Origin of the sequence: Rhodococcus sp. 05-2256-B1 (assembly GCF_002258465.1) — a bacterium.
Taxonomy (GTDB): Bacteria; Actinomycetota; Actinomycetes; order Mycobacteriales; family Mycobacteriaceae; genus Rhodococcoides; species Rhodococcoides fascians.
Window position 1 is genome coordinate 252485 of record NZ_NOZA01000015.1, and the last position, 24125, is coordinate 276609.

At 64.2% G+C, this 24125-nt stretch carries 20 protein-coding genes and 2 pseudogenes; 12 read left to right on the forward strand and 10 right to left on the reverse strand.

From position 1 onward, the window contains the following. Window positions 1-28: 28 nt before the first annotated feature. Window positions 29-597, reverse strand: a pseudogene (locus CH285_RS07185) (type II toxin-antitoxin system PemK/MazF family toxin). 148 nt (window positions 598-745) lie between these two features. Here CH285_RS07185 and lepA point away from each other — a divergent pair. Continuing rightward, entirely contained in the window at window positions 746-2593 is a 1848-nt protein-coding gene (gene lepA, locus CH285_RS07190; protein WP_045194648.1) for a translation elongation factor 4, read from the forward strand. 113 nt (window positions 2594-2706) lie between these two features. On the opposite strand, the pseudogene CH285_RS07195 reads toward lepA, so the two are convergent. The 3 genes and pseudogenes from CH285_RS07195 to CH285_RS07205 all read right to left on the reverse strand — a co-directional run bounded on the left by CH285_RS07195 (window position 2707) and on the right by CH285_RS07205 (window position 5145). Next, window positions 2707-4130, reverse strand: a pseudogene (locus CH285_RS07195) (DUF222 domain-containing protein). A 222-nt stretch (window positions 4131-4352) separates the two neighbouring features. Next, window positions 4353-4757, reverse strand: a complete 405-nt coding sequence (locus tag CH285_RS07200; RefSeq protein WP_027495236.1) for a hypothetical protein — start codon at window positions 4755-4757, stop codon at window positions 4353-4355. Further along, window positions 4750-5145: a hypothetical protein gene (locus tag CH285_RS07205; RefSeq protein ID WP_230074147.1), complete on the reverse strand. Its 396-nt coding sequence runs from the start codon at window positions 5143-5145 to the stop codon at window positions 4750-4752. The genes CH285_RS07200 and CH285_RS07205 overlap by 8 nt, the downstream gene beginning before the upstream one ends. Before the next feature lie 232 nt (window positions 5146-5377). Between CH285_RS07205 and CH285_RS07210 the strand changes: the two genes are divergently transcribed. From CH285_RS07210 to CH285_RS07245, 8 genes are read left to right on the forward strand one after another with little or no spacing between them, the layout of a single operon-like run. Beyond that, window positions 5378-5902: an MSMEG_0572/Sll0783 family nitrogen starvation response protein gene (locus CH285_RS07210; RefSeq protein WP_027495238.1), complete on the forward strand. Its 525-nt coding sequence runs from the start codon at window positions 5378-5380 to the stop codon at window positions 5900-5902. A 9-nt stretch (window positions 5903-5911) separates the two neighbouring features. Then, window positions 5912-6967, forward strand: a complete 1056-nt coding sequence (locus CH285_RS07215) for an MSMEG_0568 family radical SAM protein (protein WP_094643610.1) — start codon at window positions 5912-5914, stop codon at window positions 6965-6967. 1 nt (window position 6968) lies between these two features. Then, the gene (locus CH285_RS07220) at window positions 6969-8384 is read left to right on the forward strand and encodes an MSMEG_0567/sll0787 family protein (RefSeq protein ID WP_094643638.1); all 1416 of its coding nucleotides are present in this window, start codon (window positions 6969-6971) and stop codon (window positions 8382-8384) included. Next, window positions 8381-9262: a carbon-nitrogen hydrolase family protein gene (locus tag CH285_RS07225; protein WP_032406338.1), complete on the forward strand. Its 882-nt coding sequence runs from the start codon at window positions 8381-8383 to the stop codon at window positions 9260-9262. Before CH285_RS07220 ends, CH285_RS07225 begins: the two co-directional genes overlap by 4 nt. Next, window positions 9255-9545, forward strand: coding sequence for an MSMEG_0570 family nitrogen starvation response protein (locus CH285_RS07230; RefSeq protein ID WP_027495242.1), 291 nt, complete (start codon window positions 9255-9257; stop codon window positions 9543-9545). Before CH285_RS07225 ends, CH285_RS07230 begins: the two co-directional genes overlap by 8 nt. Continuing rightward, a complete protein-coding gene (locus CH285_RS07235) occupies window positions 9542-10852 on the forward strand; it encodes an MSMEG_0569 family flavin-dependent oxidoreductase (RefSeq protein ID WP_094643609.1) in 1311 nt (436 codons plus the stop codon). Before CH285_RS07230 ends, CH285_RS07235 begins: the two co-directional genes overlap by 4 nt. 7 nt (window positions 10853-10859) lie before the next feature. Continuing rightward, a complete protein-coding gene (locus CH285_RS07240) occupies window positions 10860-11711 on the forward strand; it encodes a carbon-nitrogen hydrolase family protein (protein ID WP_032392706.1) in 852 nt (283 codons plus the stop codon). Then, window positions 11708-12769: an MSMEG_0565 family glycosyltransferase gene (locus tag CH285_RS07245; RefSeq protein ID WP_094621794.1), complete on the forward strand. Its 1062-nt coding sequence runs from the start codon at window positions 11708-11710 to the stop codon at window positions 12767-12769. The genes CH285_RS07240 and CH285_RS07245 overlap by 4 nt, the downstream gene beginning before the upstream one ends. Here CH285_RS07245 and CH285_RS07250 read toward each other — a convergent pair. From CH285_RS07250 to CH285_RS07260, 3 genes are read right to left on the reverse strand one after another with little or no spacing between them, the layout of a single operon-like run. Next, complete coding sequence (locus CH285_RS07250) at window positions 12751-13782, reverse strand: adenylate/guanylate cyclase domain-containing protein (protein WP_027495245.1); 1032 nt, start codon at window positions 13780-13782, stop codon at window positions 12751-12753. The two genes, CH285_RS07245 and CH285_RS07250, sit on opposite strands and share 19 nt — an antisense overlap. After that, on the reverse strand, window positions 13775-15202 hold the full coding sequence (locus CH285_RS07255) for an HAD-IB family hydrolase (RefSeq protein ID WP_032372538.1): 1428 nt from the start codon (window positions 15200-15202) through the stop codon (window positions 13775-13777). Before CH285_RS07255 ends, CH285_RS07250 begins: the two co-directional genes overlap by 8 nt. Next, complete coding sequence (locus CH285_RS07260; RefSeq protein ID WP_094643608.1) at window positions 15199-17496, reverse strand: glycerol-3-phosphate 1-O-acyltransferase; 2298 nt, start codon at window positions 17494-17496, stop codon at window positions 15199-15201. The genes CH285_RS07255 and CH285_RS07260 overlap by 4 nt, the downstream gene beginning before the upstream one ends. Before the next feature lie 326 nt (window positions 17497-17822). Between CH285_RS07260 and CH285_RS07265 the strand changes: the two genes are divergently transcribed. Further along, a complete protein-coding gene (locus CH285_RS07265; protein WP_094643607.1) occupies window positions 17823-18608 on the forward strand; it encodes a DUF6319 family protein in 786 nt (261 codons plus the stop codon). Between the two features lie 66 nt (window positions 18609-18674). Then, window positions 18675-19331 (forward strand): hypothetical protein, encoded by a 657-nt coding sequence (locus CH285_RS07270; protein ID WP_027495249.1) that lies wholly within the window; start codon window positions 18675-18677, stop codon window positions 19329-19331. A 64-nt stretch (window positions 19332-19395) separates the two neighbouring features. On the opposite strand, the gene CH285_RS07275 is transcribed toward CH285_RS07270, so the two are convergent. Together CH285_RS07275 and CH285_RS07280 are read right to left on the reverse strand one after the other, a co-directional pair. Continuing rightward, window positions 19396-19611 (reverse strand): hypothetical protein, encoded by a 216-nt coding sequence (locus tag CH285_RS07275; RefSeq protein ID WP_094643606.1) that lies wholly within the window; start codon window positions 19609-19611, stop codon window positions 19396-19398. Then, a complete protein-coding gene (locus CH285_RS07280; RefSeq protein WP_176458476.1) occupies window positions 19578-20015 on the reverse strand; it encodes a TetR/AcrR family transcriptional regulator in 438 nt (145 codons plus the stop codon). The genes CH285_RS07275 and CH285_RS07280 overlap by 34 nt, the downstream gene beginning before the upstream one ends. 183 nt (window positions 20016-20198) lie before the next feature. Here CH285_RS07280 and CH285_RS07285 point away from each other — a divergent pair, with 183 nt between their 5' ends. Then, window positions 20199-22172, forward strand: a complete 1974-nt coding sequence (locus CH285_RS07285) for an MFS transporter (protein WP_094643604.1) — start codon at window positions 20199-20201, stop codon at window positions 22170-22172. A 151-nt stretch (window positions 22173-22323) separates the two neighbouring features. Here the strand turns inward: CH285_RS07285 and ilvD are convergent, their stop codons facing one another. Beyond that, on the reverse strand, window positions 22324-24036 hold the full coding sequence (gene ilvD / locus CH285_RS07290) for a dihydroxy-acid dehydratase (RefSeq protein WP_027495252.1): 1713 nt from the start codon (window positions 24034-24036) through the stop codon (window positions 22324-22326). Window positions 24037-24125 lie beyond the last annotated feature (89 nt).

The following is a 24125-nucleotide window of genomic DNA, read 5'->3' on the forward strand; positions in this document are numbered from 1 at the left end:
CCCAGGGATACGCAAAACGCGCACGAGGTCAGTTCCAGCCGTAGTCCCGACGCAACCGATCTGCCACGGACTCGAACTGAGCTCTACCGAGGATTGCGCCTTCGCGACGAATGCCGTCCTCGGGCACGTCGAGAACTCGGTCCAAACGGATCCAACTCGGTCGCCCCTCGGCGTCCCACGCACCGGATCCGATCGACTGCCAGTCGCGGTCGCCGTCGCGGCTGCTCTGGCTCGACAGCATCAGGCCGAGCAGATCGTTGCCCTCACGCCCGATGACCAGCACCGGGCGGTCCTTGCCCTGAGTGGCGTCTTCCTCGTAGGTGACCCAGGTCCAGACGATCTCACCCGGATCGGCCTTGCCGTCCAGATCGGGGGAGTATTCGACGGTCCGCGCCCGTTGGGCGGTCGGTCTGGTCTGCGACGCCACTGGACGGCCAGGGCGAGGTGCAGGAGCCGCGTGCGCGACGCGCTTCCGGAGATCGCGTCCTTGCCCTTCTGCAGCGCACCGGAGTTCTGTAGTTGACGCAGTAGCCTCGGGCCCTCGCGCAGTGCGATCTTGCCTAGTTCCTTGCCGAATCTGCTCCAGTTGCCAGCCATGCGGCGAGTGTAGCCACGGCGGCAGCGCTACAAACCGCCCTGACTCACCGGGCGACCAGCCACGACGGACAGCCGGGGACGGCGCACCGTTCCGCTCGTGGGACGATAGGGAAACCCGTTCGCTCATTTCGAACACGCCAGCCGAAGGATACGAGTGCCCAGCTTCGCCGACACGACGTTCACCGATCCGTCCAGGATCAGGAACTTCTGCATCATCGCCCACATCGACCACGGAAAGTCGACGCTGGCAGACCGGATGTTGCAGCTCACCGGCGTCGTCGACGACCGGTCGATGCGTGCGCAGTATCTGGACCGGATGGACATCGAGCGCGAACGCGGCATCACCATCAAGGCGCAGAACGTGCGTCTGCCCTGGGTCGTCGACGGCGAAGAATTCGTTCTGCACCTCATCGACACCCCCGGCCACGTCGACTTCACGTACGAGGTGTCCCGCGCGCTCGAAGCGTGTGAAGGTGCTGTCTTGCTCGTCGACGCTGCTCAGGGCATCGAGGCGCAGACACTGGCGAACCTCTACCTGGCTCTCGACAAAGAGCTCACCATCATCCCTGTGCTCAACAAGATCGACCTGCCTGCTGCCGACCCGGATCGCTACGCCGCCGAGATCGCGCACATCATCGGATGCGAGGCCGACGACGTGCTGCGGGTGTCCGGCAAGACCGGAGTGGGCGTCGAAGAACTGCTCAACGAGGTCGTCAAGCTGGTGCCGGCTCCGGTCGGCAACCCGGACGGGCCTGCCCGCGCGATGATCTTCGACTCGGTCTACGACACCTACCGAGGCGTCGTCACCTACGTCCGAGTGGTCGACGGCGCACTGAATCCCCGTGAGAAGGTCACGATGATGTCGACCGGCTCGACGCACGAGTTGCTCGAAGTCGGCATCGTGTCGCCGGACCCGAAGGCAACGAAGGGCCTCGGCGTCGGCGAGGTGGGGTACCTGATCACCGGCGTCAAGGACGTCCGTCAGTCCAAGGTCGGCGATACCGTCACCACGTTCCGCAAGGGTGCTACCGAGCCGCTGACCGGTTACCGCGAGCCACGGCCGATGGTTTACTCGGGCCTTTACCCACTCGACGGCTCCGACTACCCGGACCTGCGCGACGCCCTCGAAAAGCTTCAGCTCAACGACGCGGCCCTGACCTACGAGCCGGAGACCTCCGTGGCTCTCGGATTCGGCTTCCGCTGCGGCTTCCTGGGGTTGCTGCACATGGAGATCACCCGCGAGCGGCTCGAGCGTGAATTCAACCTCGACTTGATCTCGACCTCGCCGAACGTCGTCTACCGCGTCGAGATGGAAGACGGTGCCGAGCACATCGTCACCAACCCGTCGTACTGGCCCGAGGGCAAGGCGCGGGAAGTGTTCGAGCCCATGGTCAAGTGCACCATCATTTCGCCGAGCGAGTTCATCGGCTCGATCATGGAGCTGTGTCAGGGGCGACGAGGCGAGCTCGGCGGTATGGACTACCTGTCGGAGACTCGTGTCGAACTGCGCTACACGATTCCGATGGCCGAGATCATCTTCGACTTCTTCGACATCCTGAAGTCACGTACTCGTGGATACGCCAGCCTCGACTACGAGGAGATCGGCGAGCAGAGCGGAGCGCTGGTGAAGGTCGACATCCTGCTGCAGGGCGAGGCCGTCGACGCCTTCAGCGCGATCGTCCACAAGGACGCCGCTGCGGCCTACGGCAACAAGATGACGACCAAGCTGAAGGAACTGATTCCGCGGCAGCAGTTCGAGGTGCCGATTCAGGCTGCTATCGGATCTCGCATCATCGCCCGCGAGAACATCCGCGCCATCCGTAAGGACGTGCTTGCCAAGTGCTACGGCGGCGACATCAGCCGTAAGCGCAAGCTGCTCGAGAAGCAGAAGGAAGGCAAGAAGCGAATGAAGACCATCGGACGGGTCGAAGTTCCGCAGGAAGCCTTCGTGGCGGCACTGTCCTCGGAGTCCTCGTCGGACAAGCCGAAGAAGTAGGGACGGGACTTCCGCTCTCTGAAATCGTTGTAACGCAACCTTTCCGGCCCCGCACCGTGTTCTCGGTGCGGGGCTGGTGTGTTTGTGTGGGGCTGGTGCGTGTTTGCGCGGGCTCATGCGATGTGGGGGCCGGCTCGTGCGTGGGATTGTCGGGGTTCTCGGTACGGGTCGACGGATGCCGGGGGTACGAACCAGGGGTGCTGATCGGTGCCGATGAACGCGTCCCAGTCGGAGTGGTGGATGAGTCGGTGGTGGAATCCGCAGAGTAGGACGAGGTTGTCCATGTCGGTGGGGCCACCGTCGGCCCAATGCCAGATGTGGTGAAGATGTGGTGACCTTCGGTCCAGGCGGGGGGTTTTCCGCATCCCGGGAACGCGCACCCGTGGTCGCGGGCAGTCAATGCGCGTTTCTGTTTCGCGGTGACGGTACGGGCGGTGCGGGCGAGGTTGAGTGGGTTGCCGTTCTCGTCCATGACGATGGCGGTGAGAAGGCAATCGCAGGCCAGTTGTCGGGAAGTGTTGCGGGAGAGCGGGCCCATCCACGGCAGCCAGCCGACCGACGTGCCGTCACCGAAGAGATCCCGATACGCGCTCCGGTTCGCGGTCGGGCTATCGGACTCGCCCCGGGGATCCGCCTCGCCCCGGCGATCGGACTCGTCCGAGTCGGGGTGGATCGGGTTTCCGGTGTCGATGTCAACCGGATCGGCTGGATCTGTCTCGTATTCTGCTGCGGCGCGGGTCGTTTCGTCGTCGGTGATGTCGCTGTTGTTCTGGCTGCTCTGGCTTTGGAGGTCCTGTAGCCGGACGTGCAGGTTGACGTGTGGTTTTTCGCCGCCTTCGGTGGGGCGATTCGAGGTGGCGAGGTAGCGGTCGAGGATGTGTCCGAAGGCGTCGGCTCGTCTCTTGGCGGGGCTGCGGTCGTCTTGGGTGCCGTCGGCTGCGGGGTGGGGTTCGGTCAACGGGGAAAGTGCGGTGAGCAGCTTTTCTCCGGTGATCGCATCGAAATCCATCTTCGCCACGAGACGTCCGTTGAGGGTTTTCGAGGCGAAGAGTTCGTTGCGGTCGGTGTCTTCCGGTGGTGGCTTGTCGCCGCCGTAGGTGTCCTCGAGTTTGGTGATCGCTTCTCGGATGCTGTCGGTGCGTGCGCCGGGTCCGGTTGCTGCGGTGATCATGGCCTTGCGGGCGATGTCGCGACCCTCTTGCGGGAGGTTCTTCGGTGGTGTTTCGGCGAAGGTGAGAATCAGGGCGGCGTGGTCGACGGACATGACGCCGGTGTTCACGGCGTCGGCGATGTCGGGGAAGTTCTTCAACCCGCGAGCGAGGGCCACGATCTTGGTGGCTTTGCTGGGGGTGAGGAGGGTGGTGGAGGTCAGCCAGCCTGCGGGGCCGGGGAAGCCGAGCTTCTCTCGGCTCACGCGGGTGTCGATGTCGGCGACGAGGGCGATCCGCCGGGCTTCGAGCAGTTGGATTCGGTGGGAGACATCAGCAGCGTCGGCGAGGAGTTCGCTTTCGCTCAGTTGCCAGATCTCCGTCGTCATGGACCAAGTGTATCGAACGGGTGTTCGATGCGCAATGATGGTGCAATCGAAAACTATTGCTGTGCACAAGGATTCGGGATGCGGAACCTGTCGGTGGCCCGTGATATGGCCGCAACGTCAGTCGAGTGAGGATCGCCCGGGACCGCTGAACTCGAACGGGGCGGCGCGCAGTGGCTTCGATGTAGGGGTCGGACTGCAATGCGCGAGATGTAGAGCAGACCTCTACTGCTGGCGTGTCTTTCGCAACCACCACAGTCCTGCGATGGGCAGCACGACCGGGATGAAGACGTAACCGGATCCGAAGTGCGACCACACCGTCGGCTCCGGGAAGTCCTGGGGCTGGATGTAGCTGAGGGTGCCGATGCCGAGGACTCCGACGAGTTCGATGATGCAGGAGACCGTCACCACTCGTCGCGATGCCTCGGTTGCTCGTGCCAGGCCGACCGTCGCGATGATGTAGACCACGGCTGCAAATGCCGACAGCAGGTACGCGACCGGGGCGTTGTCGAATCGGGTGGTGAGTTGCACGATCGATCGCGATGTCGCGGCAACGGCGAACACGGCGTAGACGGCGATGAGGAAGCGTCCGAATCCGGTGCGCGTGGCTTGCTGAAGTTTGTCAGGCATATCCGGCCCAAATCTGGCTCAGTCGCAACACCATGGCTGCGAGGGTGAGGACGGCTACGAGGAGCACCGCGGTGCCGCCGCGGGAACGGTCGCCCAGAGACCACCACGTTCCGAGTGGGAGCAGGAACAGCAGTCCGACGAGGTACGACCCGAACGTGAGGCGGTGAATGTCGCGATCGGAGGCGAACATCATCACGAACCCGATCACGGCCTGCAGTGCAACGACGCCTTCGGTAGCCGCGATCGTCCAGAACAGCGCGCGGTCGGCCTTGTTCTTCAGAAGAACGGGCCTGTTCGTGGCGAGCTTCACGAGCACCCAGATCCCCACTACCAGGGACAACACGTACAACAAGCCGGTGACGGCGCCGATCATCGAGTTCCTCGTCATGCTGCGGTGGGTGGATGGACTTCCCTTCACAGTAACCGCGTAACACCACGTCAACACTGTGAGGCCCTTGAAACACGACGTTGTTCCGAGCGTGACCAATCGGAAATCGACGAGGCCTGTACTTGTTCCATGGCCGCAGAGGATCTGCCCTCTCGTCGGACATGACGGTTTTCTCGGGTGGACATCGGTGTCCACCGCATCCAGCCCGCTCTGCGAACCTCAGGAGACGCACGTGTCAGATCTCGACCAGTCCATCGCCGAGAACATCAAGAAGTCCCTCGAGGAGATTCCGCATCCCTCACTTCCCAAGGGCAGCAACATCTACGGCTCCACCAAGATCTTCCCCGACTACAAGGCGGAGAACGGCGAAAGCTACTTCACGCTGGTGCACGGCATCGCCCACGAGTCGTCGGTATCGTTCGTCGCGGTGCTGCAGGCCACCCGCGCTCTGCGCAAGGGTTTCGAGTCGGCGATGTACTTCTACGGACCCGGTGCTATCAATTGCCTTGCCACACGCGGTTTCCCGACCACCGGAGACTCGGGCTTCCCGGGTGAACAGAACATCAACGACTCCCTCGCGACGTTCATCGCCGAGGGCGGCACCGTGTTCTGCTGCCGCTTCGGACTGGCCCTGCACGGGGGTCGTGAAGAAGACCTCATCGAGGGCGTCATCCCGGCCCACCCCCTGGACGTGCAGGACGCATTGATCCATTACGCGCGCAAGGGTGCCATCATCAATTCGACCTACATGGTCTAGGGGACGGTTATGTCCATCTCTACACGTGTGGATCTGGCGTTGCTCGGGATTCGAGGAGCAACGCCGGTGTCCAGAACTGCCGGTGCCGGCCCGAGTGACGATGGACATGTCCGCATCGATGGTCTCGGCGCAGCAATCCCGCGCAACCCGCTCAGTCCGTACGTACTCGAAGAAGGGCGAGTTCTGTTCGACGGCAACGACATCGGCCTCGATGTTCAGGCCGTCGATCGCCCGAAGTTCTACGACCTCTCCACCACCGACGGTGTCGCCTACGAGAAGATCGCCAAGCTGCACGGCACCAGTGTCCTGGCCACGACCGTGGTCCAGACGTGCATTCGCTACGACGCCGATCAACGGTGCCGCTTCTGTTCCATCGAAGCGTCTCTGGACGCGGGCGACACCATCGCTGTCAAGACGCCCGCGCAACTTGCGGAGGTGGCGGAGGCCGCTGTCCGACTGGACGGGGTGACGCAGATGGTCATGACGACGGGCACTTCGGCCGCGAAGGATCGCGGTGCCCGTCATCTGGCTCGGTGCGTACGTGCCATCAAGGCCGTGGTCCCGGAACTACCGATCCAGGTGCAGTGCGAACCTCCGGGTGACCTGCAGACCATCCAGGATCTGTACGACGCCGGAGCCGAGTCCATCGGTATCCACGTCGAATCGCTCGACGACGACGTGCGCCGCAGATGGATGCCGGGCAAGGCATCGGTCTCGATGGACGAGTACCGCGCGGCATGGAAAGAAGCGGTCCGGGTTTTCGGGCGTAACCAGGTTTCGACGTACATACTGGTCGGTCTCGGCGAGGATCCCGACGAATTGGTCTCGGGTGCAGCGGAACTGATCGAGATGGGTGTGTATCCCTTCGTCGTTCCGTTCCGGCCGCTCGCAGGCACGTTGGCGGTGGATGTCGACCGGGCGACGGCTCCCGCTGCCGACGTCCTCGAAAGCGTCACCCGACGCGTCGCCAAGGAACTTCAGGCAGCGGCGATGCTCGGGTCCGATCAGAAAGCAGGCTGCGCGGCCTGCGGTGCGTGCAGCGTTCTGCAGAACGCGGGAGGGTGACATGTACGGCGTCGTGGAGGGTAACGATCTCGCCGGATTGTCCGGCGCTGCAATCACTGTTGTGCAACCGGAGTTCATCGTTCAGCCGTGCACCGGTACAGCAGAATTGAATGCGTACCGGGCGCTGCGCAGAGAGACGTTCGTCGCCGAACAGGGCTTGTTCGCCGGCACCGATCACGACGACGTCGACGACGATCCTCGCTGCGTTGTTCTCGTGGCCACCGATCGAGACGGCACCGTGCTCGGTGGGGTGCGCCTGGCACCCTGCACGGCAACGGATCTGGGGTGGTGGGCCGGCAGTCGCCTGGTGGTCACCACCTCTGCGCGCACTTCCGGTGTGGGCCCAGCGCTGGTTCGTGCGGCCTGTGCTCATGCCGAAAGTCGCGGCGTGCTGCGCTTCGACGCGACGGTGCAGAAGCGCAACGAGACACTGTTCACCCGTCTCGGCTGGATCAGGCGTGGCGACGTCGAGGTGGCGAATACTCCACACGTGGCGATGTATTGGCCGATCGACAGGATCGAACGGCTGGTGTCGTCGACCAAGGCGATGCTCGCCGGCGTCCTCGCGCCGCTGAAGGCGCAGCCACTCGGGCTCGGTGCCAAAGGATTTCGAGGTGACGACGGTGTCCCGGTTCCCGGGAGCGACATGATCGCCGCCTGCGATGCGATCATCCCCTCGATGGTCGACCGCGACCCGGAGTGGGCCGGCTGGTGCGCGGCCCTGGTCAACCTCAACGACCTTTCGGCGATGGGTGCCTATGCAGTCGGCATGCTCGACTCCGTCGGAGCACCGACGCAATCTCGATTGACCCGCATCATCCGCGGCCTCGCCAATGCGTCTGCGGCCTGGCAGGTTCCGGTACTCGGTGGCCACACCCAGGCCGGGGTGCCGTCGTCGCTGTCGGTCACCGCTCTGGGGCGCACAGCGAACCCGGTACGGGCCGGCGGGGGAAGCGTCGGCGATCGATTGACGCTGACGGCGGACGTCGAGGGTGGCTGGCGTCGTGGATATCAGGGCCAGCAATGGGATTCGACGTCTCGGCGCAACTCGGCCGAACTGACGACCATGGCGTCGTTCGTCGCCCGTACCGCGCCCAAGGCCGCCAAGGACGTCTCGATGGCCGGCCTGGCGGGCACTACCGGGATGCTGGCCGAGGCAAGCGGAACCGGTGCCGTATTGGACATCTCCTCGATTCCGAAGCCCGACTCGGCGTCGATGGGCGAATGGATCACGTGTTTTCCCGGGTTCGCGATGATCACCGCGGACCGTCCCGGTGCACCGACTGCACCGTCCGGACCTGCACTGTCCGCAGAATGCGGAGAGCTCACCGACATTCCGGGCGTCGCCTTGCGATGGCCCGACGGAATCACCACGCGCGCGGTCACTTCGACGGTGACCGGATTGGGAGAAGCATGAACGACATCACGATCTCCGTGGCCGCAGCCGAGTTCGGCCGCGACATGGAACAGGGTTACGCCACCATCGCCGCCCTGCTCGAGGAATCGCGTAATCGCGGTAGCCAACTGCTGGTGCTACCGGAAGCGTGCCTGGGTGGGTACCTGCCCAGCCTCGGTGGCGGCGACGAGACCGAAGAATCGAGACAGCGTCGACTGAAGGCACTACCGCCGGCTCTGGAACTCGAAGGCCCCGAGATCAGGCGGGTCATCGACATGGCGGGCGATACTGTCGTCACGTTCGGATTCTGTGAGAAGGACGGCGATACCCGCTACAACGCCGCGGTGACGGTCGACGGCAGCGGCATCCTCGGTTCGTATCGCAAGGTGCACCAGCCACTCGGCGAAAACCTCTGCTACGCAGCGGGAGAGAGCTACTCCGCCTTCGACACTCCGGTCGGCCGGATGGGCATGCAGATCTGCTACGACAAGGGATTCCCCGAGGCGGCTCGCGAACTCGCGCTCGACGGAGCCGAGATCGTCGCGTCCATCTCCGCGTGGCCGACGGCACGTACCGCGACGACCCCGAACATGGAAGAAGATCGGTGGAAGCAACGCTTCGACATCTATGACCGCGCTCGTGCACTGGAGAATCAGATCATCTGGGTCGCAGCGAATCAGGCCGGCACGTTCGGGTCTCTGAGGTTCGTCTGCAGCGCCAAGATCGTCGGGCCCGGCGGTGAGATCCTCGCGGGCACAGGCGTCGAGCCGGGTTTGGCCACAGCCACCGTCGATGTCGAGGCGCTCATCGGCGCGGCACGTGGCGGTGGCATGTACAACCTGCGCGACCGACGGCCCTCGGTCTATCGCACCATCACCAAGGAGACCGTTCATGCCTGAGATGTCGTTCGTGGTGCGGTGGCCCGACGGACGCGAACAGTCCTGCTACTCGCCCTCTTTGGTGATGCACGACTATCTGAGCCCCGGGCAGGAATACCCGGTGGCCGAGTTCGTTCAGCGAACGTCCGAGGCATTGACCGTGGCGAGCGATCGAGTTCTCGCCAAATTCGGGATGCGGTGCACGTCGGCCGCGCAGCAGATGGAAGAGATTCACGGTGTCAGCGCGTCGTATCAGGCCGGTGCCGTTCGCGTACTGAGTATGTCGGGAGCTGAATTGCTATGACAGAGAGCCACAGTGCAACAGAAAACTACTCGGTGATCGTCATCGGCGGCGGGCAGGCCGGACTGTCCATCAGCTGGCATCTGACGCAGCGAGGCATCGACCACGTCGTCCTCGAACGCGACACCATCGCGCACGAATGGAAGGACTCGCGCTGGGACAACTTCACCCTCGTCACCCCCAACTGGCAGTGCGCGCTCCCCGGATACTCCTACGACGGTGACGATCCCGACGGGTTCATGCAGCGCGACGAGGTCTACGCCTTCGTCCGACGCTACGCCGAGAGCTTCGATGCACCGGTCCGAGAGTATGTTTCGGTGAATCAGGCCTTGCAATCTGCGGCAGGCGGCTTCGATCTACAGACCTCCGCCGGCCCCATGCACGCCGATCAGATCGTCGTTGCCGTCGGCGGCTACCACATCCCGACCATTCCGCGATTCGCCGAGAAGCTGCCCCGCGACATCGTCCAGATTCACTCGTCCGAATACCGCGGCTCGCACCAGTTCCCGAACGGCGAGGTACTGGTCGTCGGCACCGGCCAGTCCGGAGCGCAGATCGCCGAGGATCTACATCTCGACGGCCGCCGGGTTCATCTCGTCGCCGGCACCGCACCTCGCGTCGCACGCTTCTATCGGGGGCGTGACTGTGTCGCCTGGCTGCACGACATGGGCGTCTACGATGTCTCCATCGAAGATCAACCCGGTGGCGTCGGCAAACGCGAGAACACGAACCACTACGTCACCGGCCGTGACGGTGGTCGAGACATCGACCTGCGCGCGTTCGCCACCGAGGGCATGCAGCTGTACGGCCGTCTGGTGGGCGTGGAGGACGGCGTCCTGCAGTTCGCTCCGACCCTCGAAGCGTCCCTCGACGCTGCGGATCGGGTGGCCGAGAGCATCAAGGACAACATCGACGCGTACATCGAGCGCGAGGGCATCACTGCCCCCACGGAGGACCGCTACGTGCCGGTGTGGCGTCCGGAATTCGAGACGACCGAACTCGATCTCGCCACCACCGACATCACCGCGGTCGTCTGGTCGGTCGGCTTCCGTACCGACTACCGCTGGCTGAAGGTCGGGGCGTTCGACGGCGAGGGCCACCCGACGCACAACCGCGGCGTCACATCGGTTCCCGGCCTGTACTTCCTGGGCCTGCCCTGGCAGCACACCTGGGGTTCCGGACGCTTCGCCTCGGTGGCCCGCGACGCCGCATTCCTGGCCGATCAAATCGGCCTCGAAATCAGTGCTGCGCAGTCCCGAAACTCGACGCAGTCCCGAAACCCAGCGCAACCGCAGAGCCAGATGGTCTGATCTCGACGTGGCTCCCATCAAGATCGGTGCATTGGCAGCACATTTCGGTAGAGATGTCGATCGGGCCGTACTGAAGATCACGACGATCATCTCCAGTGCGGCCCGCGAGGGCATCGATCTCTTGGTGCTGCCCGACGCATCCCTCGGGGGTTACATCAACAGCCTGAGCAATCCGGATCCGTCCGAGTTGCCGCCCACTCTCGATCCGGACGGTCCGGAGTTGGCCGCCATCATCGCGGCGGCGGGTGCGATGACGGTGTGTATCGGGTACACCGAGTTGTCGAAGGGGCTGCGGTACAACGCGGCTGCGTGCCTGACGGGCGACGGGATCCTCGGCAGTCACCGTAAGGTGCATCAGCCGCTCGGGGAATCCTTGGCCTACGCCGCCGGAGATCGGTTCGAGGCCTTCGATACTCCGGTCGGACGGATGGGCATGCTGATCGACTACGACAAGACGTTCCCGGAGTCGGCCCGGACGCTTGCATTGGACGGCGCGAGAATCATTGCGGCGCTGTCCGCGTGGCCGGCCAGCGTCACCGATCGAGCGTCGTCGCTACCCAACGATCGACAGTCCCGACTGTTCGATCTGTACGACGCTGCGCGCGCCGCCGAGAACCAGGTGGTGCTCGTCTCGTCCAACCAGACCGGGGTGATGGGATCCCTGCGGTTCCTCGGCCAGGCAAAAATTGTCGGGCCCGGCGGAGACGTGTTGGCCAAGACGTGGTCCAAAGGCGGTTTGGCCGTGCACGAGATCGACGTCGATGCCGAGGTGGATCGGGCCCGGAGAGGTCTGCATCACCTGGCCGAGCGACGCGTCGATGCCTATCCGAACTTGTTGCGGGAGAAACCGGATCGATGAAGATCGCGCTGTTGACCTATTCGTCCAAACCGCGCGGAGGCGTGGTGCATACGTTGGCTCTGGCCGAAGCGCTGGCACGCGCCGGCCAGGATGTGTCGGTGTGGTCGCTGGGCCGCGGGGGCGACAGTGAGTTCTTCCGCAAGGTCGACCCGGCTGTCACCGTGCGGATGGTCCCGTTTTCCCACCGCGAGAACGAGAGCGTCGGCGAGCGGATTCTGCGATCGATAGGCGTTCTGCGGCAGGCCTTCACGCCCGACGAGTACGACATCGTCCATGCTCAGGACTGCATCTCGGCCAACGCCGTCGGCCGGTGCATCAGGACCATCCACCATCTCGACGAGTTCACCACTCCCGAGCTCGCGGCATGTCACGAACGAGCGATCACCGCGCCGTACGCGCGAATCTGTGTGTCCAGTGCGGTGGCCGACGACGTCCGACGCGGCTGGGGGTTCGATCCGGTCGTCATTCCCAATGGAGTCGATGCCGGAAGGTTCTCGGCAGCAGCCGAATCGGGCCGATCGCACTGGAGCGGGAAGTTCGGCAGGTACGTGCTCGCCGTCGGCGGCATCGAGCCACGCAAGGGCAGTCTCGATCTACTCGACGCCTTCGCCGGGCTGTCCGATCGCCACGTGCAACTGGTGTTCGCCGGCGGCGAGACCCTGTTCGACTACCGTGACTATCGGTCCGAATTCGACCGTCGAGCAGTAGAACTGGGCATCGAGCCGGTGATACTCGGAACCGTCGACGACGACGAGCTGCCGCATCTCGTGGCGCAGGCTGCGGTGCTGCCGTTCTTCTCCACCAAGGAAGGCTTCGGCCTGGCCGCGATGGAGGCGCTCGCCGCATCGACTCCGGTGGTGGCGCGTGATCTGCCGGTACTGCGAGAGGTGTTCGGAGACAGCGTCACCTACGCATCGTCGGTGGAGGCCATGACCAGCGAATTGGACCGTGCGTTGCACGAGCCGCAGGATCCGTCACCGGGGCTGACGCTGGCGCACAGCCTCACCTGGGACGAGGCTGCGCGTCGACACCTGGAGTTCTACTCCTCGCTACGCTGACCGGTTCGCTTGTTGCGCTTGAGCCGGTGAGGCTTGAGCTTGTGGAACCCTTTGACCCGTAGTGAGCGAACCGATTTGAGGTAGAACTCGGAGTCGTGGCGCAGTTCATCCGTCATGACGGTATCGACCAGGATCGTTCCGGGATTGGCCGAACTGGTCAGGCGCGCAGCGATATTGACCACCGACCCGTACAGGTCGCCGTACCGGGCCAGTACCGGGCCCCACGCCAGCCCGACCCGCAGGTCCGGCATGTCCTCCTGCTCGTCGAAGGCGTCCTGGAGGTCGAGGGCGATGTGGGCGGCATCCTCGGGGGTCTGCGCGCTGAACATCACCTCGTCGCCGACATTCTTGATCACCGAACCGCGCCCTCGCGCAATGATATTGGTGGCCAATGACTCGAATTCCTCGAGTAGCGTCGTCAACTCGCCGATATCGAGTCGACGCGTCAGGCTCGTGTAGCCGACCATGTCGGCGAACCCGACGGCCATAGTGGGACTGTCGGCGGCGTCGTCGGGAGCGGCGATGGATCGACCGGCCGCAGCTGCCAGGTGGCGTCGCCAGGTGTATCCCTGGAGTGCTTCGAGGGTGGGGACGGTTTCTGCGGCGATGGCACGGGCGTTCCGTCGAATCGCGTCGATGTCGTTCGTGTCTTCTTGGCTGTCGATGATGCGTTCGAGTATGTGAGAGTTCACAACGCCCACTTGCCATTCCGCGAGCCGGGACATCGATTGCCCGAGGGTGCGTGCGATCGCAACCTCCATCTCGGGCTTGATCACCTTCTGCGCGGTCAGTGCGGTGATCAGCTTCAGAGCTTCGAGATCGGCGTCGGTATAGACGAGCGCGTCGGTATCGGTGTGGACGGGGAAGCCCATGCCGATCCACAGGGCGATGACCCGCTCGAGCGGAATCCCGGACTTCTCGACGATGTCGGCGCGGTTGTACTTGGGCTCGCCGCCCAATAGATTCCGCTCGATCTCCGTCTGTACTACCGAGTTGATCTGATTCTCAGGCATATCCCAACGTTCTGTCGAAATAGGAACGGACGGCGTCCACGTACTCGTCGATCTTGTCGGGATCCCAATCCGTGGTGGGTATGGGCTCGCCGACGGTGACCTTGACCGTACCGGAGTGAACGGTGAAGTCCTTCTTCCACATCACGTCACCGGCGTTGTGAATGACGATCGGAACGATCGGCACGCCGGCCTGCATCGCCAGGTGAAAGCCGCCCTTCTTGAATCGGCCGAGACGGGACGTCGGCATGCGAGTGCCCTCGGGTGCGATGGCTACCGAGATGCCACTGTGCAGCTTCTCGATCGCGGGTCGCATGGCCTCTCGCGCTTGCGCAGGATCGCCGCGGTCGACATAGGCGACGTCGAAGATCCTGCCCAACAATGCGAAGCGCGGGTCGCGTTCGAGTTCCCGCTTGGCAACGGCGGTGATGTCGCGTCGCAGGATGGAAGTGACGATGATCGAGTCGGCGGTGCTCTGATGGTTGAACATGAAGACGGCGGGCCTGGCCGACCAGGCATTTTCGGTTCCGGTGACGTCGAGCTTGACTCCGGCGAGGGTCAGCGCGATGTCCGGGGCGATGGTGCTGGTGATATTGGCACCGGTGCGGCGACTGCGGGTGAGCAATCCCAGGCCGAGCCCGATCGACGCACTCGCGAGCACCGATCCGAGCGCCGCCGTGCTGCGTACGGCCGACGTGATATCCGTGCCACGCTTCGGGCTGTCCAGCGTCAGGGCCGGCCAGTTCTTCTTGGCGGCATAGCGCGCGAGATCAGGATCGGGGTTGAGGGCGATGGGACGGCCAACGGCTTCGAGCAGTGGCACGTCCTCACCGCCGTTCGAGTATGCGAAACAGCCTGCCAGAGCGATGCCTTCACGTTCGGCGTAGTCGATCGCCGCCTGTGCTTTGCGGGGTCCCCAGAGTGAATCGCCGACGAGCTCGCCGGTGAGAATTCCGTCGGTGACCACCGGAGTCGTGCACAGCAACTCCTCGAACATCATGTCCTGTTGCACCGGCAGTGCCTGGTACGGCGTGGCCGAGGTGGCCATCACGAGGCGATGCCCTGCGTGCCGGTGAGCCTCGACGAGGGCCCGGGCCTGCGGGTAGATCATCGGCGCGATCTCGTTGCGGAACAGGGTGTATGCCTGTTCCATCAGGTCCTCTTCGCGACGGCCTTCGAGGCCGCGGACGGCCTTGCCCATCAGATTGTCGACGGGGGAGTTGCGCATCCGCATCTCGACGACGGCACTGGAGATCTCCCACAGTTCCTTGACCGTGACGTCGAGGGTCTTGAGGCGTTCGAGAAACACTGCGCGAGCAGAGAATCCGTTGATGAGGGTGCCGTCGAGATCGAAGAAGGCGATGGTGTCTCGGCCGGGTGGGGCGGCGGCGATCGCTATCAGTCGATCGTCGAAGTCGGTCATGGATTGTTCTCCTCGGGGGCAGAGATCGGTTCCACCTCACGGAGCATTCGGTGCGCCATATCCCGGATGGTACGTACCTTGCGGGCCCATTCGTCGATCTCCAGCGCGAAGTCCCTGCGGCGGCGGGCAATGCCGTCCGAGCTGGAATCGATCAGGTCGCGGTTTTCGGCCAGTTGCAGTGCAGTGTCGAACAGTTCGCCCGAGATGGACTCACTGTGATCGAGCTGCTGGCGGAGCCGCCTGGCCTGGGCAGCGCCGAGGCATTCCGAGATGAACTTCGGTTTGTCGAATTCTCCGCTCTGCGGGAGCAGCATCAGCTGGTCGGCCACTACCTGATAGGCCTCGAAGATCGGCTGCAGTACGCGGTGCGCCAGGTGCAGATCCTGCGATTCGAGCTGTCGCGCAGCATAATCGGGGTCGCTGATGCTGGTGCGCCAGTCCGGGTCGATGAGATCGACCTCGGATTCGAGACGCTCCCCGAAGTCCTTCTTGTCGCCGAAGAAGAACTCGAACTTGAGTAGATCTCGCAATTGCAGGGCCGACGTCCACAACGATTCCTGAGTCAGCGGCGTCGAGTCACCCTCGGTCGGTAGCACCACCAGTTCGCCGATGGCGCGCATCACGAAGAAGTGAATGGCGTTGTTGCGGAAGAACGCTGCCACCAGATGCTTGTCCTGCGCCAGGTAGAACAGCGGTTCGGGGCCGTCGTCGAAACGCTTGACGACGTTGGCGTTGACCTGTGCGATGACGGCCGAGCGGACGACGTCGACGTCGGCGATGTCCACCCCGCCCGCAGTGGGTAGGTTTCTGCGTTTGATGTAGCCGGCCAACGGCGAGATGATGGCCCACATTTCGTTGACGTTGAGTGCGCGATCCTCGATACCCAACAGCGCCATCGTGACCAGTGCTGCCGGGGTCACCGGCGTCGCATCGTTGATCGCATGGGAGACACCGAGCGCGATCTTCTGCACCGCGACGCGCTTGTCGGTGTTCTCGGCGACGATCGCCGCCACCGACATCGGCTCTCCGAAGTTCAGATAGACGTTGCCGCGCAACGTGCCCTGAGCGCGGATGTACCCGATGGCCATGCGAATGCCTTCGGCTTGCTTCTTCGCCCCGTGCGATTCTTCGGCCATCGCGCCGACCTCGTGCAGTCGGTCGTAGGTGATGGACGTCGGAATCAAATAGACGTCCTCCGCGTCGCTCGACTCGAGGGCGTCGACGAGGTAGGTCAGCAGACCGAACCGCGGCGGGCGGAGCTTTCCGGTGCGGCTGCGTCCGCCCTCGATGTACCACTCGAGGTTGAACCGCTTGCTGAGCAGAAAACTCATGTACTGACGCAGCGTCCATTTGTAGATCGCGTCCGAGAACTTGCGCTGAATGAGCACCACGCCACTGCGTTTGGCTATCGGGCCCAACGGCCAGAAGCCGACATTGATGCCGCCCATGACGTGATTGAGCGGCAGTCCCTCGGCGAGAAGCGCGGGACGCAGCACGAGTGGGTCGAGGTAGGAACGGTGATTGGGCAGGAACACCAACGGATAGTTCTTGTTGAGCTCGCGAACCTTCTGCAGCTGATCGCGATCGACGTCGACCTTGTACGCCCGCGAGAAGTACGCGCCGAGGGTGCCCCACATCTCGACGGCGCGCCTGGTTTCGGTCGCCACCATCTCGCCGAGGATGTCCTGAACCCTCTTGTCGACGGTGTCGCGATCCTGGCCGACGTGGTCTGCGAGCTCGGTGATGCCGTCCCTGAACTTCTTCTGCTCCGTCATGTCCTCGACGACGAACCGCGGAATCTTGTACTCCGAGCCGATGACTCCGCGTTCGGCCTTGTCCAGTGCGAGACTCGCCTGCCGCAGGATGAACGACGACAACGACGTGCCGCCGCCGCGCTCGAACCGATCCTGCAGATCGCTCAGGGTGGCGGGTTCACCGACCAACACTGCGGAGTGATCGGGATCGTCGTTGGCCACCCACCGCTGCCACACCCGTGTCGGCTTCGAGCGGCCTCTCGGGGCGAAGATGCGGTGCAGAATGCCGGTGCTGCGATCGGTCAACGTGACCCGCAGCGGAATGAGCAGCGGATCGTCGGCGTACCCGCGGACGGTGTCCAACAGTGATGTCCTGGCCTCACCGGACAGAACGACCGACGGGGGCCGACGTTCTCCGTCCGGGGTGGTGGCGTCGATCCACTGATTCAGGGCCTGAACCTCGAGAGTGCTTCTGGCATCGAGCAAGTACACGTGCGGACCGTCGCTGAGCGATTGCTGGTCCGCGTCGAGGTGGTACATCGAAGCTCCTGTTCCGTACCTGCGCAAGAAGGTACGCCGTCAGGCTACGCGGGAGAATCCCGGCGCGAGGGCGGTTCGGCGAGGTGGTCGACGGCACTCGACGGGCGCTCGAACGGCCTGTCGGTTAGAGTCGTGTCGTCGGCCTTCTCTGGCCAAGCCTCTCGGGTGTTAATCGCAGTAACTGTTACTTGCGGTTACAGTTACTCGGGGTTACACATACTTGGGATCGACGTCATCCTCGCGACCGATACTCGATGCCGTGCTGCCTGCGCACGTGAATCTGTGCGACAGTATTCGCAAACACTTTCGAGAAAGGCCGGTAGTCGATGCCACCCCGTGGGCGCGCCGTGAACGATTCGCTGACTCCCGAGAACCTGACGACGCTGGCAGCAGCGCTCGCCGAGGGGCGTCGCGCCACCGTGTATCTCCGCGAGCCGAATCCGAGCCTCGGCCTGCCCGACGGTACGTCGGCCAAGGTGGTGTCCATCGACGGCAACACCGTCACCATCAGCCCGAAGGGCGTCAACGACGAACTGCCCTACGAGGCCGAGGAACTGCGCATCACCCGCAACCCGGCGACCCCACCCGCGCCTGCCAAGCGCATCCCCGCCAAGAAGACGGCATCGACTGCGCCGGTATCGAAGCCGGTCGCTGCCTCCGAGCCGGTCGCTGTCTCGAAAACGAGCCCTTCTTCTACATCGGCCACGGCTTCTACATCGGTCACGGCGTCGACATCGAGCGCTGCTCCGAAGTCGGTACCGGCGACCGACGTTGCCGCCAAGCCCGCCGGTGCGGGGTCTGCGTCGACCGGCTCGGCCCCACGTCGTCCGAAGAAGGCGCCGGGCGGAGTGAGCGTGACCATTCATGCCGGTGCCGACAACGATTGGTCGGTCACCGTCATGCAGGGCGCGAAGAGGCCCAGTAAGGCGCAGCCGGTGAGTCCGGAAGCGGTCGGTCGGGCCGTCCGTGAACTGGGCGACGTCACCGCCCGCGATGCCGTCGAGGCTGTTATCTCCCATGCACGTGAAGAGGCGGCACGCCGCGTGGCCGAACTGAGTCGTCAACTCGACGAAGCTCGGACGACTCTTGCGGCCCTCGAGCAGGACGTATGAGCGACTAGCTCGTGTTACGACACGTTCTGTTGCTAGGGTTCTGCCGACACCGCTGAGAGGGAGTACATGTTCAAGAAATTCATGCTCGTCGTCGTGGGGGCGGCTGCAATCGTAGCCAGCGTCGGCGTGGGGACCGCATCCGCGGCCGCTCCTGCAGCTCTCGGCGGTGGGTCCGGAATCATCGTCGGAGGCCAGGCGGAGTGCACGCTGACGACGATCGGCAACGACCGCAACGGAAATCTCGTGGGCTTCACCGCCGGTCACTGTGGCCAAGCGGGTGCCTCCATCGTCCCGGAGTACGACACCTCCCTCGGTGAGGTGGGCCGCATCGCATTCTCCAACCCGGAGTACGACTACGCCCTCATCGAATTTCAGCGTGACAAGGTTGCCCCGATCAGCCGCGTGGGCAACGTGACCATCTCTCAGGTCGGCCCGCCGACGGCGTTCCCGAACATCGTCTGCAAGGAAGGCCGCACGACCGGCAACACCTGCGGCCTCGCGTACGGAGACGTTCTGCAGTCGCAGGAGACCTGGGCGCAGCTGTGCGTCGTCGAGGGTGACTCGGGTAGCCCGGTCGTCGTCGGCAACACCCTCGTCGGCATGGTCAACGCGTACCTGGGCGTCGCGTGCTTCGGCCCCGAGGTCGGCACCAACTTCGACGCGATCCTTCGCAACGTCGATCAGGGCAACGGACTCGGCGCAGGATTCGTCCCCGCTCCCTGACCCGCACTCGTAGACCGATGTCCCGTCGGCGCAATCACATTGCGCAGGCGGGGCATTCGTCGTTTCAGGGGTGGGCTTCGGCTGGCGCGTCCGCGGCACGGACACCGAGCACGATGCGTTCGGCTTCGTCCGGTGCGATTCCGAGCAGGACCAGACTCGACGTGGTGGCCGCACCTGTGGGGTCGGTGAGCAGCCCGGCATTGGTGGCCTCGAGGATCGACAGCGCGATGGCTTCGATGTTGAGGATCAGCACCTCGGCCGGCAGATAGGTGGAGAACACACCCTCGCGCTGTCCACGTCGTATGACAGCCGCAGCCGACTCCCGCATCGGTCCCAGTAGGTCGTGAAGACCGTTGTGTCCCAGGTCGTACGGGCAACCGCAAGTAGAAGCCGGTACTGATCGCCGACGCGTGCCAGTGCCAGCGTCTGGCGCACGAACACGGTGACGGCGGATTCGTCGACGGCCGGATCACGTTCGAGCGCGGCCGAGATGCGTTCTGCGGCTTCGAGTGCGATGCCGTCGATCAGGGCTTCGCGAGAGGCGAAGTGCGAGTACACCGTTCGTCGGACCACCCCGGCCGCGGACGCGACGTCGTTGATGGTCGCGTCCGGGTTGTTCGCCAGTACCCCCTGGGCGACATCGAGAATTCGCGCTCTGTTCGAGCGGGCGTCACTTCGCTGCACGGGCGATCGGTCTGTCCGTGCGCTCGGTCTCGACTCCGTCGTCTTCGGCACACGTCCACTTCTAGCACGATCGCGTCGACGCAGTGTGGTTGCCGCCACAAAAGATTGCCGATCCTAGCGCGAATTTCTTAAGCTGCACAGCACTGTGCAAGGTGTGTCGCACTTTGCCAACGGGGGGAACACATGACACTGCTTGCGATGACACCTGTCCAAGAAATGCACAAACCCTATGCCCGACGATGGTCGGCCTTGGTGGTGTTGTGCCTGAGCCTGCTGATCGTGGTCATGGCGAACACGTCCCTGCTCGTCGCCGCGCCGTCGATGACGATGGATCTGGGCTTGACCAGCAGTGATCTTCAATGGGTGATCGACGGATACACCGTCCCGTACGCGTCGTTGATGCTGTTGTGCGGAGTGATCGGCGACCGGTACAGCCGACGCGGCGCGCTGATCATCGGACTGATCATCTTCGTGGCGGGATCGGTGGCGGGGGCGCTGACCGATGCCACGCTCGGCGTGATCCTGGCCCGAATCGTCATGGGTGTCGCGGCTGCGATCGTCATGCCTGCGACGTTGTCTCTGCTGGTGGCCACGTTCCCCAAGCGTGAGCGGGCCACAGCCGTCACCGTGTGGGCGGCCACGTCCGGCCTCGCCATCGCCGCCGGGCCGTTGCTGGCCGGGTGGCTTCTCGAGAGCTTCACGTGGAGTTCGACATTTCTGATCAACGTCCCGATTGCGCTGGCCGCCATAGCCGGAGCCGTCGTACTCGTCCCGCCGTCGCGAGCCGTCGATGCCGGTGCGATCGATTGGATCGGCGGGTTGCTGTCGGTTCTGGCCGTCTCGACCATCGTCTACTCCATCATCGAGGGCATGCACTTCGGCTGGACCGTCGGGCCGCTGTACTTCGGCCTCGTCGGACTGCTGTCGGTGTTGGGTTTCGTGGGCTGGGAACTACGACACCCCAATCCGTTGCTGGACGTGCGGATGTTCTCCTCGCGTGTCCTCGGGGGCGCCACCCTTGCGGTACTGGTGTTCTTCCTGGTGACGTTCGGGGCGATCTACCTCGTGGCGCAGTACCTCCAGTTCGCTCTCGGGTACGGCCCGGTCTCCACCGGAGTGCATCTGCTGCCGCTGGCCGGCGCAGTGTTCGTCGGGTCCGGAATCACGATGTGGCTGACCCCCAAGATGGGGCCGCGTGTCACCGTCACCGCAGGGATGATCGTGGGCACGCTGTCGGTCGTCTCCCTCGTCGGAATCGATTCGACGGCAACGTATGTCGACTTCCTACCCGTACTGACGCTGCTCGGACTCGCCATCGGACTCTCCGTCTCGCCCTGCACCGACGCCATCATGGGTGAGTTCCCGGACGACAAGCTCGGTGTCGGCGGCGGACTGAACGACACTGCACTCGAACTGGGCGGGTCTCTCGGCATCGCTGTATTGGGTTCGGTTCTGGCGGCGTCGTATCGACAGGGAATCGAGGGGTTTCTGCAGACCTTCCCCGGTAAGCAACCCAATGGCCAGTACACCGGTCAGGCCGCAGAAGGGCTTGCGGCATCGCAGGATTCGCTGGCCGGTGCGGTGATCGTCTCGGACATCATTCGCGAGCAGAATGCATTTCTGAGCGGCTTCGCAGACAATCTCGAAGCGAATGCCATCTCTGCCTTCGGCAGTGCCGTCGTGCACACCAGTGTCGTTGCGGCCGTGGTGTTCGGAACCGGAACCGTGATCGTGGCGTTCCTCATCCCGGCCAAGAACAAGGCGCTCGCGTCGTCGTCGGACATGATCGCGTTCGAGCCGATCGTGCCCTTCGTTGCGCCGCCGGCCACTCGCGCAGCGGCCGTCCGTGAGGTCGCCGAGCTCGAGCAGCTACTCGAACGCCCGTCGGCAGCCAAGCCCGAACCGAGTACGCCGCGTGTACCGCGAACAGCGAAGCCGCACAACGCTGCCGCGCCGGCACTGGTCGACGCCGAACTCGAACGCCCCAGCATCTATCAGTTGGCGCTCGAACTCGGCGAACTGCCCGTCGTACCCACACCGCCGGACGTGGAGCCGACCGAACCCCTGCAGACGTTCTACCAACGAGCCAGCCGACAACACGCGACGTGCACCGAGCTGAACGAACGCTCGAGCCCTATCTGGGCGATGCCGTTGTAGACCTCCCGAACGCGTGAATGGACCACTGCACTACCGCCGGGTTGGGATCAATGCGCCTTTGTTGCAGTCCAACTGACTGAAACCCACATTGATCCCAACCGGGGGGGCTAGGGCCGGGGGCTAGGGCTAGGGCTAGGGCTAGGGCGGGTGGCTAGATCAGCACCGCACCGTTCGATGCCGAACCGACCAGCTTCGAGTATTTGGCCAGCACTCCGCGGGTGTAGCGCGGAGGAAGCGGTGCCCAACCCTCCTGGCGTGCTTGCATTTCGGCTGCGTCGACGAGAACGTCGAGGGTGCCCTTGCCGACGTCGAGTCGGATCTGGTCGCCGTCGCGGACGAAGGCGATGGGTCCGCCGTCGACTGCCTCGGGTGCCACGTGTCCGACGCAGAGGCCGGTGGTTCCGCCGGAGAATCGGCCGTCGGTGAGCAGCAGGACGTCCTTGCCCAGGCCCGCGCCCTTGATGGCTCCGGTGATCGCGAGCATTTCGCGCATTCCGGGTCCGCCCTTGGGTCCCTCGTAGCGGATGACGACGACGTCGCCTGCCGCGATGGTGCCGTCTTCGAGAGCATCCATGGCCGCGCGTTCACGCTCGAAAACTCGTGCGGTACCGACGAATACGTCGGAATCGAAACCGGCGGACTTGACGACGGCTCCGCCCGGGGCAAGTGATCCTTCGAGAATGGTGATGCCGCCGGTCGGGTGGATCGGCTTGTCCAGTGCGCGCAGCACTTTGCCGTCGGGGTCCGGGGGAGCGATGTGTGCGAGGTTCTCCGCCACGGTCTTTCCGGTGACGGTCATGCAGTCGCCGTGCATGAGGCCGGCGTCGAGCAGAGCCTTCATGACCACGGGGACACCGCCGATGGCGTCGACGTCGGTCATGACGTGCTTGCCGAAGGGCTTGACGTCGGCGAGGTGTGGAACTTTCGCTCCGACGCGGGTGAAGTCGGCGAGGGTCAGTTCGACCTGGGCTTCGTGCGCGATGGCCAGCAGGTGCAGCACGGCGTTGGTGGATCCACCGAAAGCCATGACGACGGCGATCGCGTTCTCGAAGGCTTCCTTGGTGAGGATGTCGCTGGTGCGGATGCCGCGTCGCAGCAATTCGACGACGGCCTCGCCGCTGGCGTGTGCGAAGCCGTCCCGGCGACGGTCCGGTGCCGGCGGAGAAGCGCTGCCGGGCAACGACATTCCCATGGCCTCGGCGGCGCTGGCCATGGTGTTCGCGGTGTACATGCCGCCGCAGGCACCTTCGCCGGGGCAGATGGCGCGTTCGATGGTGTCGACGTCGGCGCGCGACATCAGTCCACGGGAGCAGGCACCGACGGCCTCGAAGGCGTCGATGATCGTCACCTGGTGCTCGCTGCCGTCGGACAGGGTGGCGAATCCGGGCAGCGTGGATCCGGCGTAGAGGAAGACGCTGGCGAGGTCGAGACGCGCGGCAGCCATCAACATTCCGGGCAGCGACTTGTCGCAGCCGGCGAGCAGCACGGAGCCGTCGAGACGTTCGGCGCTGATGACGGTTTCGACGCTGTCGGCGATGACCTCACGCGAGACCAACGAGAAGTGCATGCCCTCGTGGCCCATCGAGATGCCGTCGGACACCGAGATGGTGCCGAATTCCAACGGATACCCGCCGGCCGCGTGGACGCCCTTCTTGACTTCCTTCGCCAGTCGTTCGAGCGAGAGGTTGCAGGGAGTGATCTCGTTCCACGACGACGCGACGCCGATCTGGGACTTGACCCAGTCGTCGTCGCCCATCCCGACGGCGCGGAGCATGCCGCGGGCGGCAGTCTTCTCCAGCCCGTCGGTGACGTCCCGGCTACGTGGCTTGACGTCGACTTCGGGTGGATTGTGCGGGGTCGTCATGACACTCCTGAACGGTCGGCGATGGTGGCTCCTCGGTCGCGTCCTCAGGTTCCGCCCCGAGTCGCATTCACCGTCAACACTAAACCTGT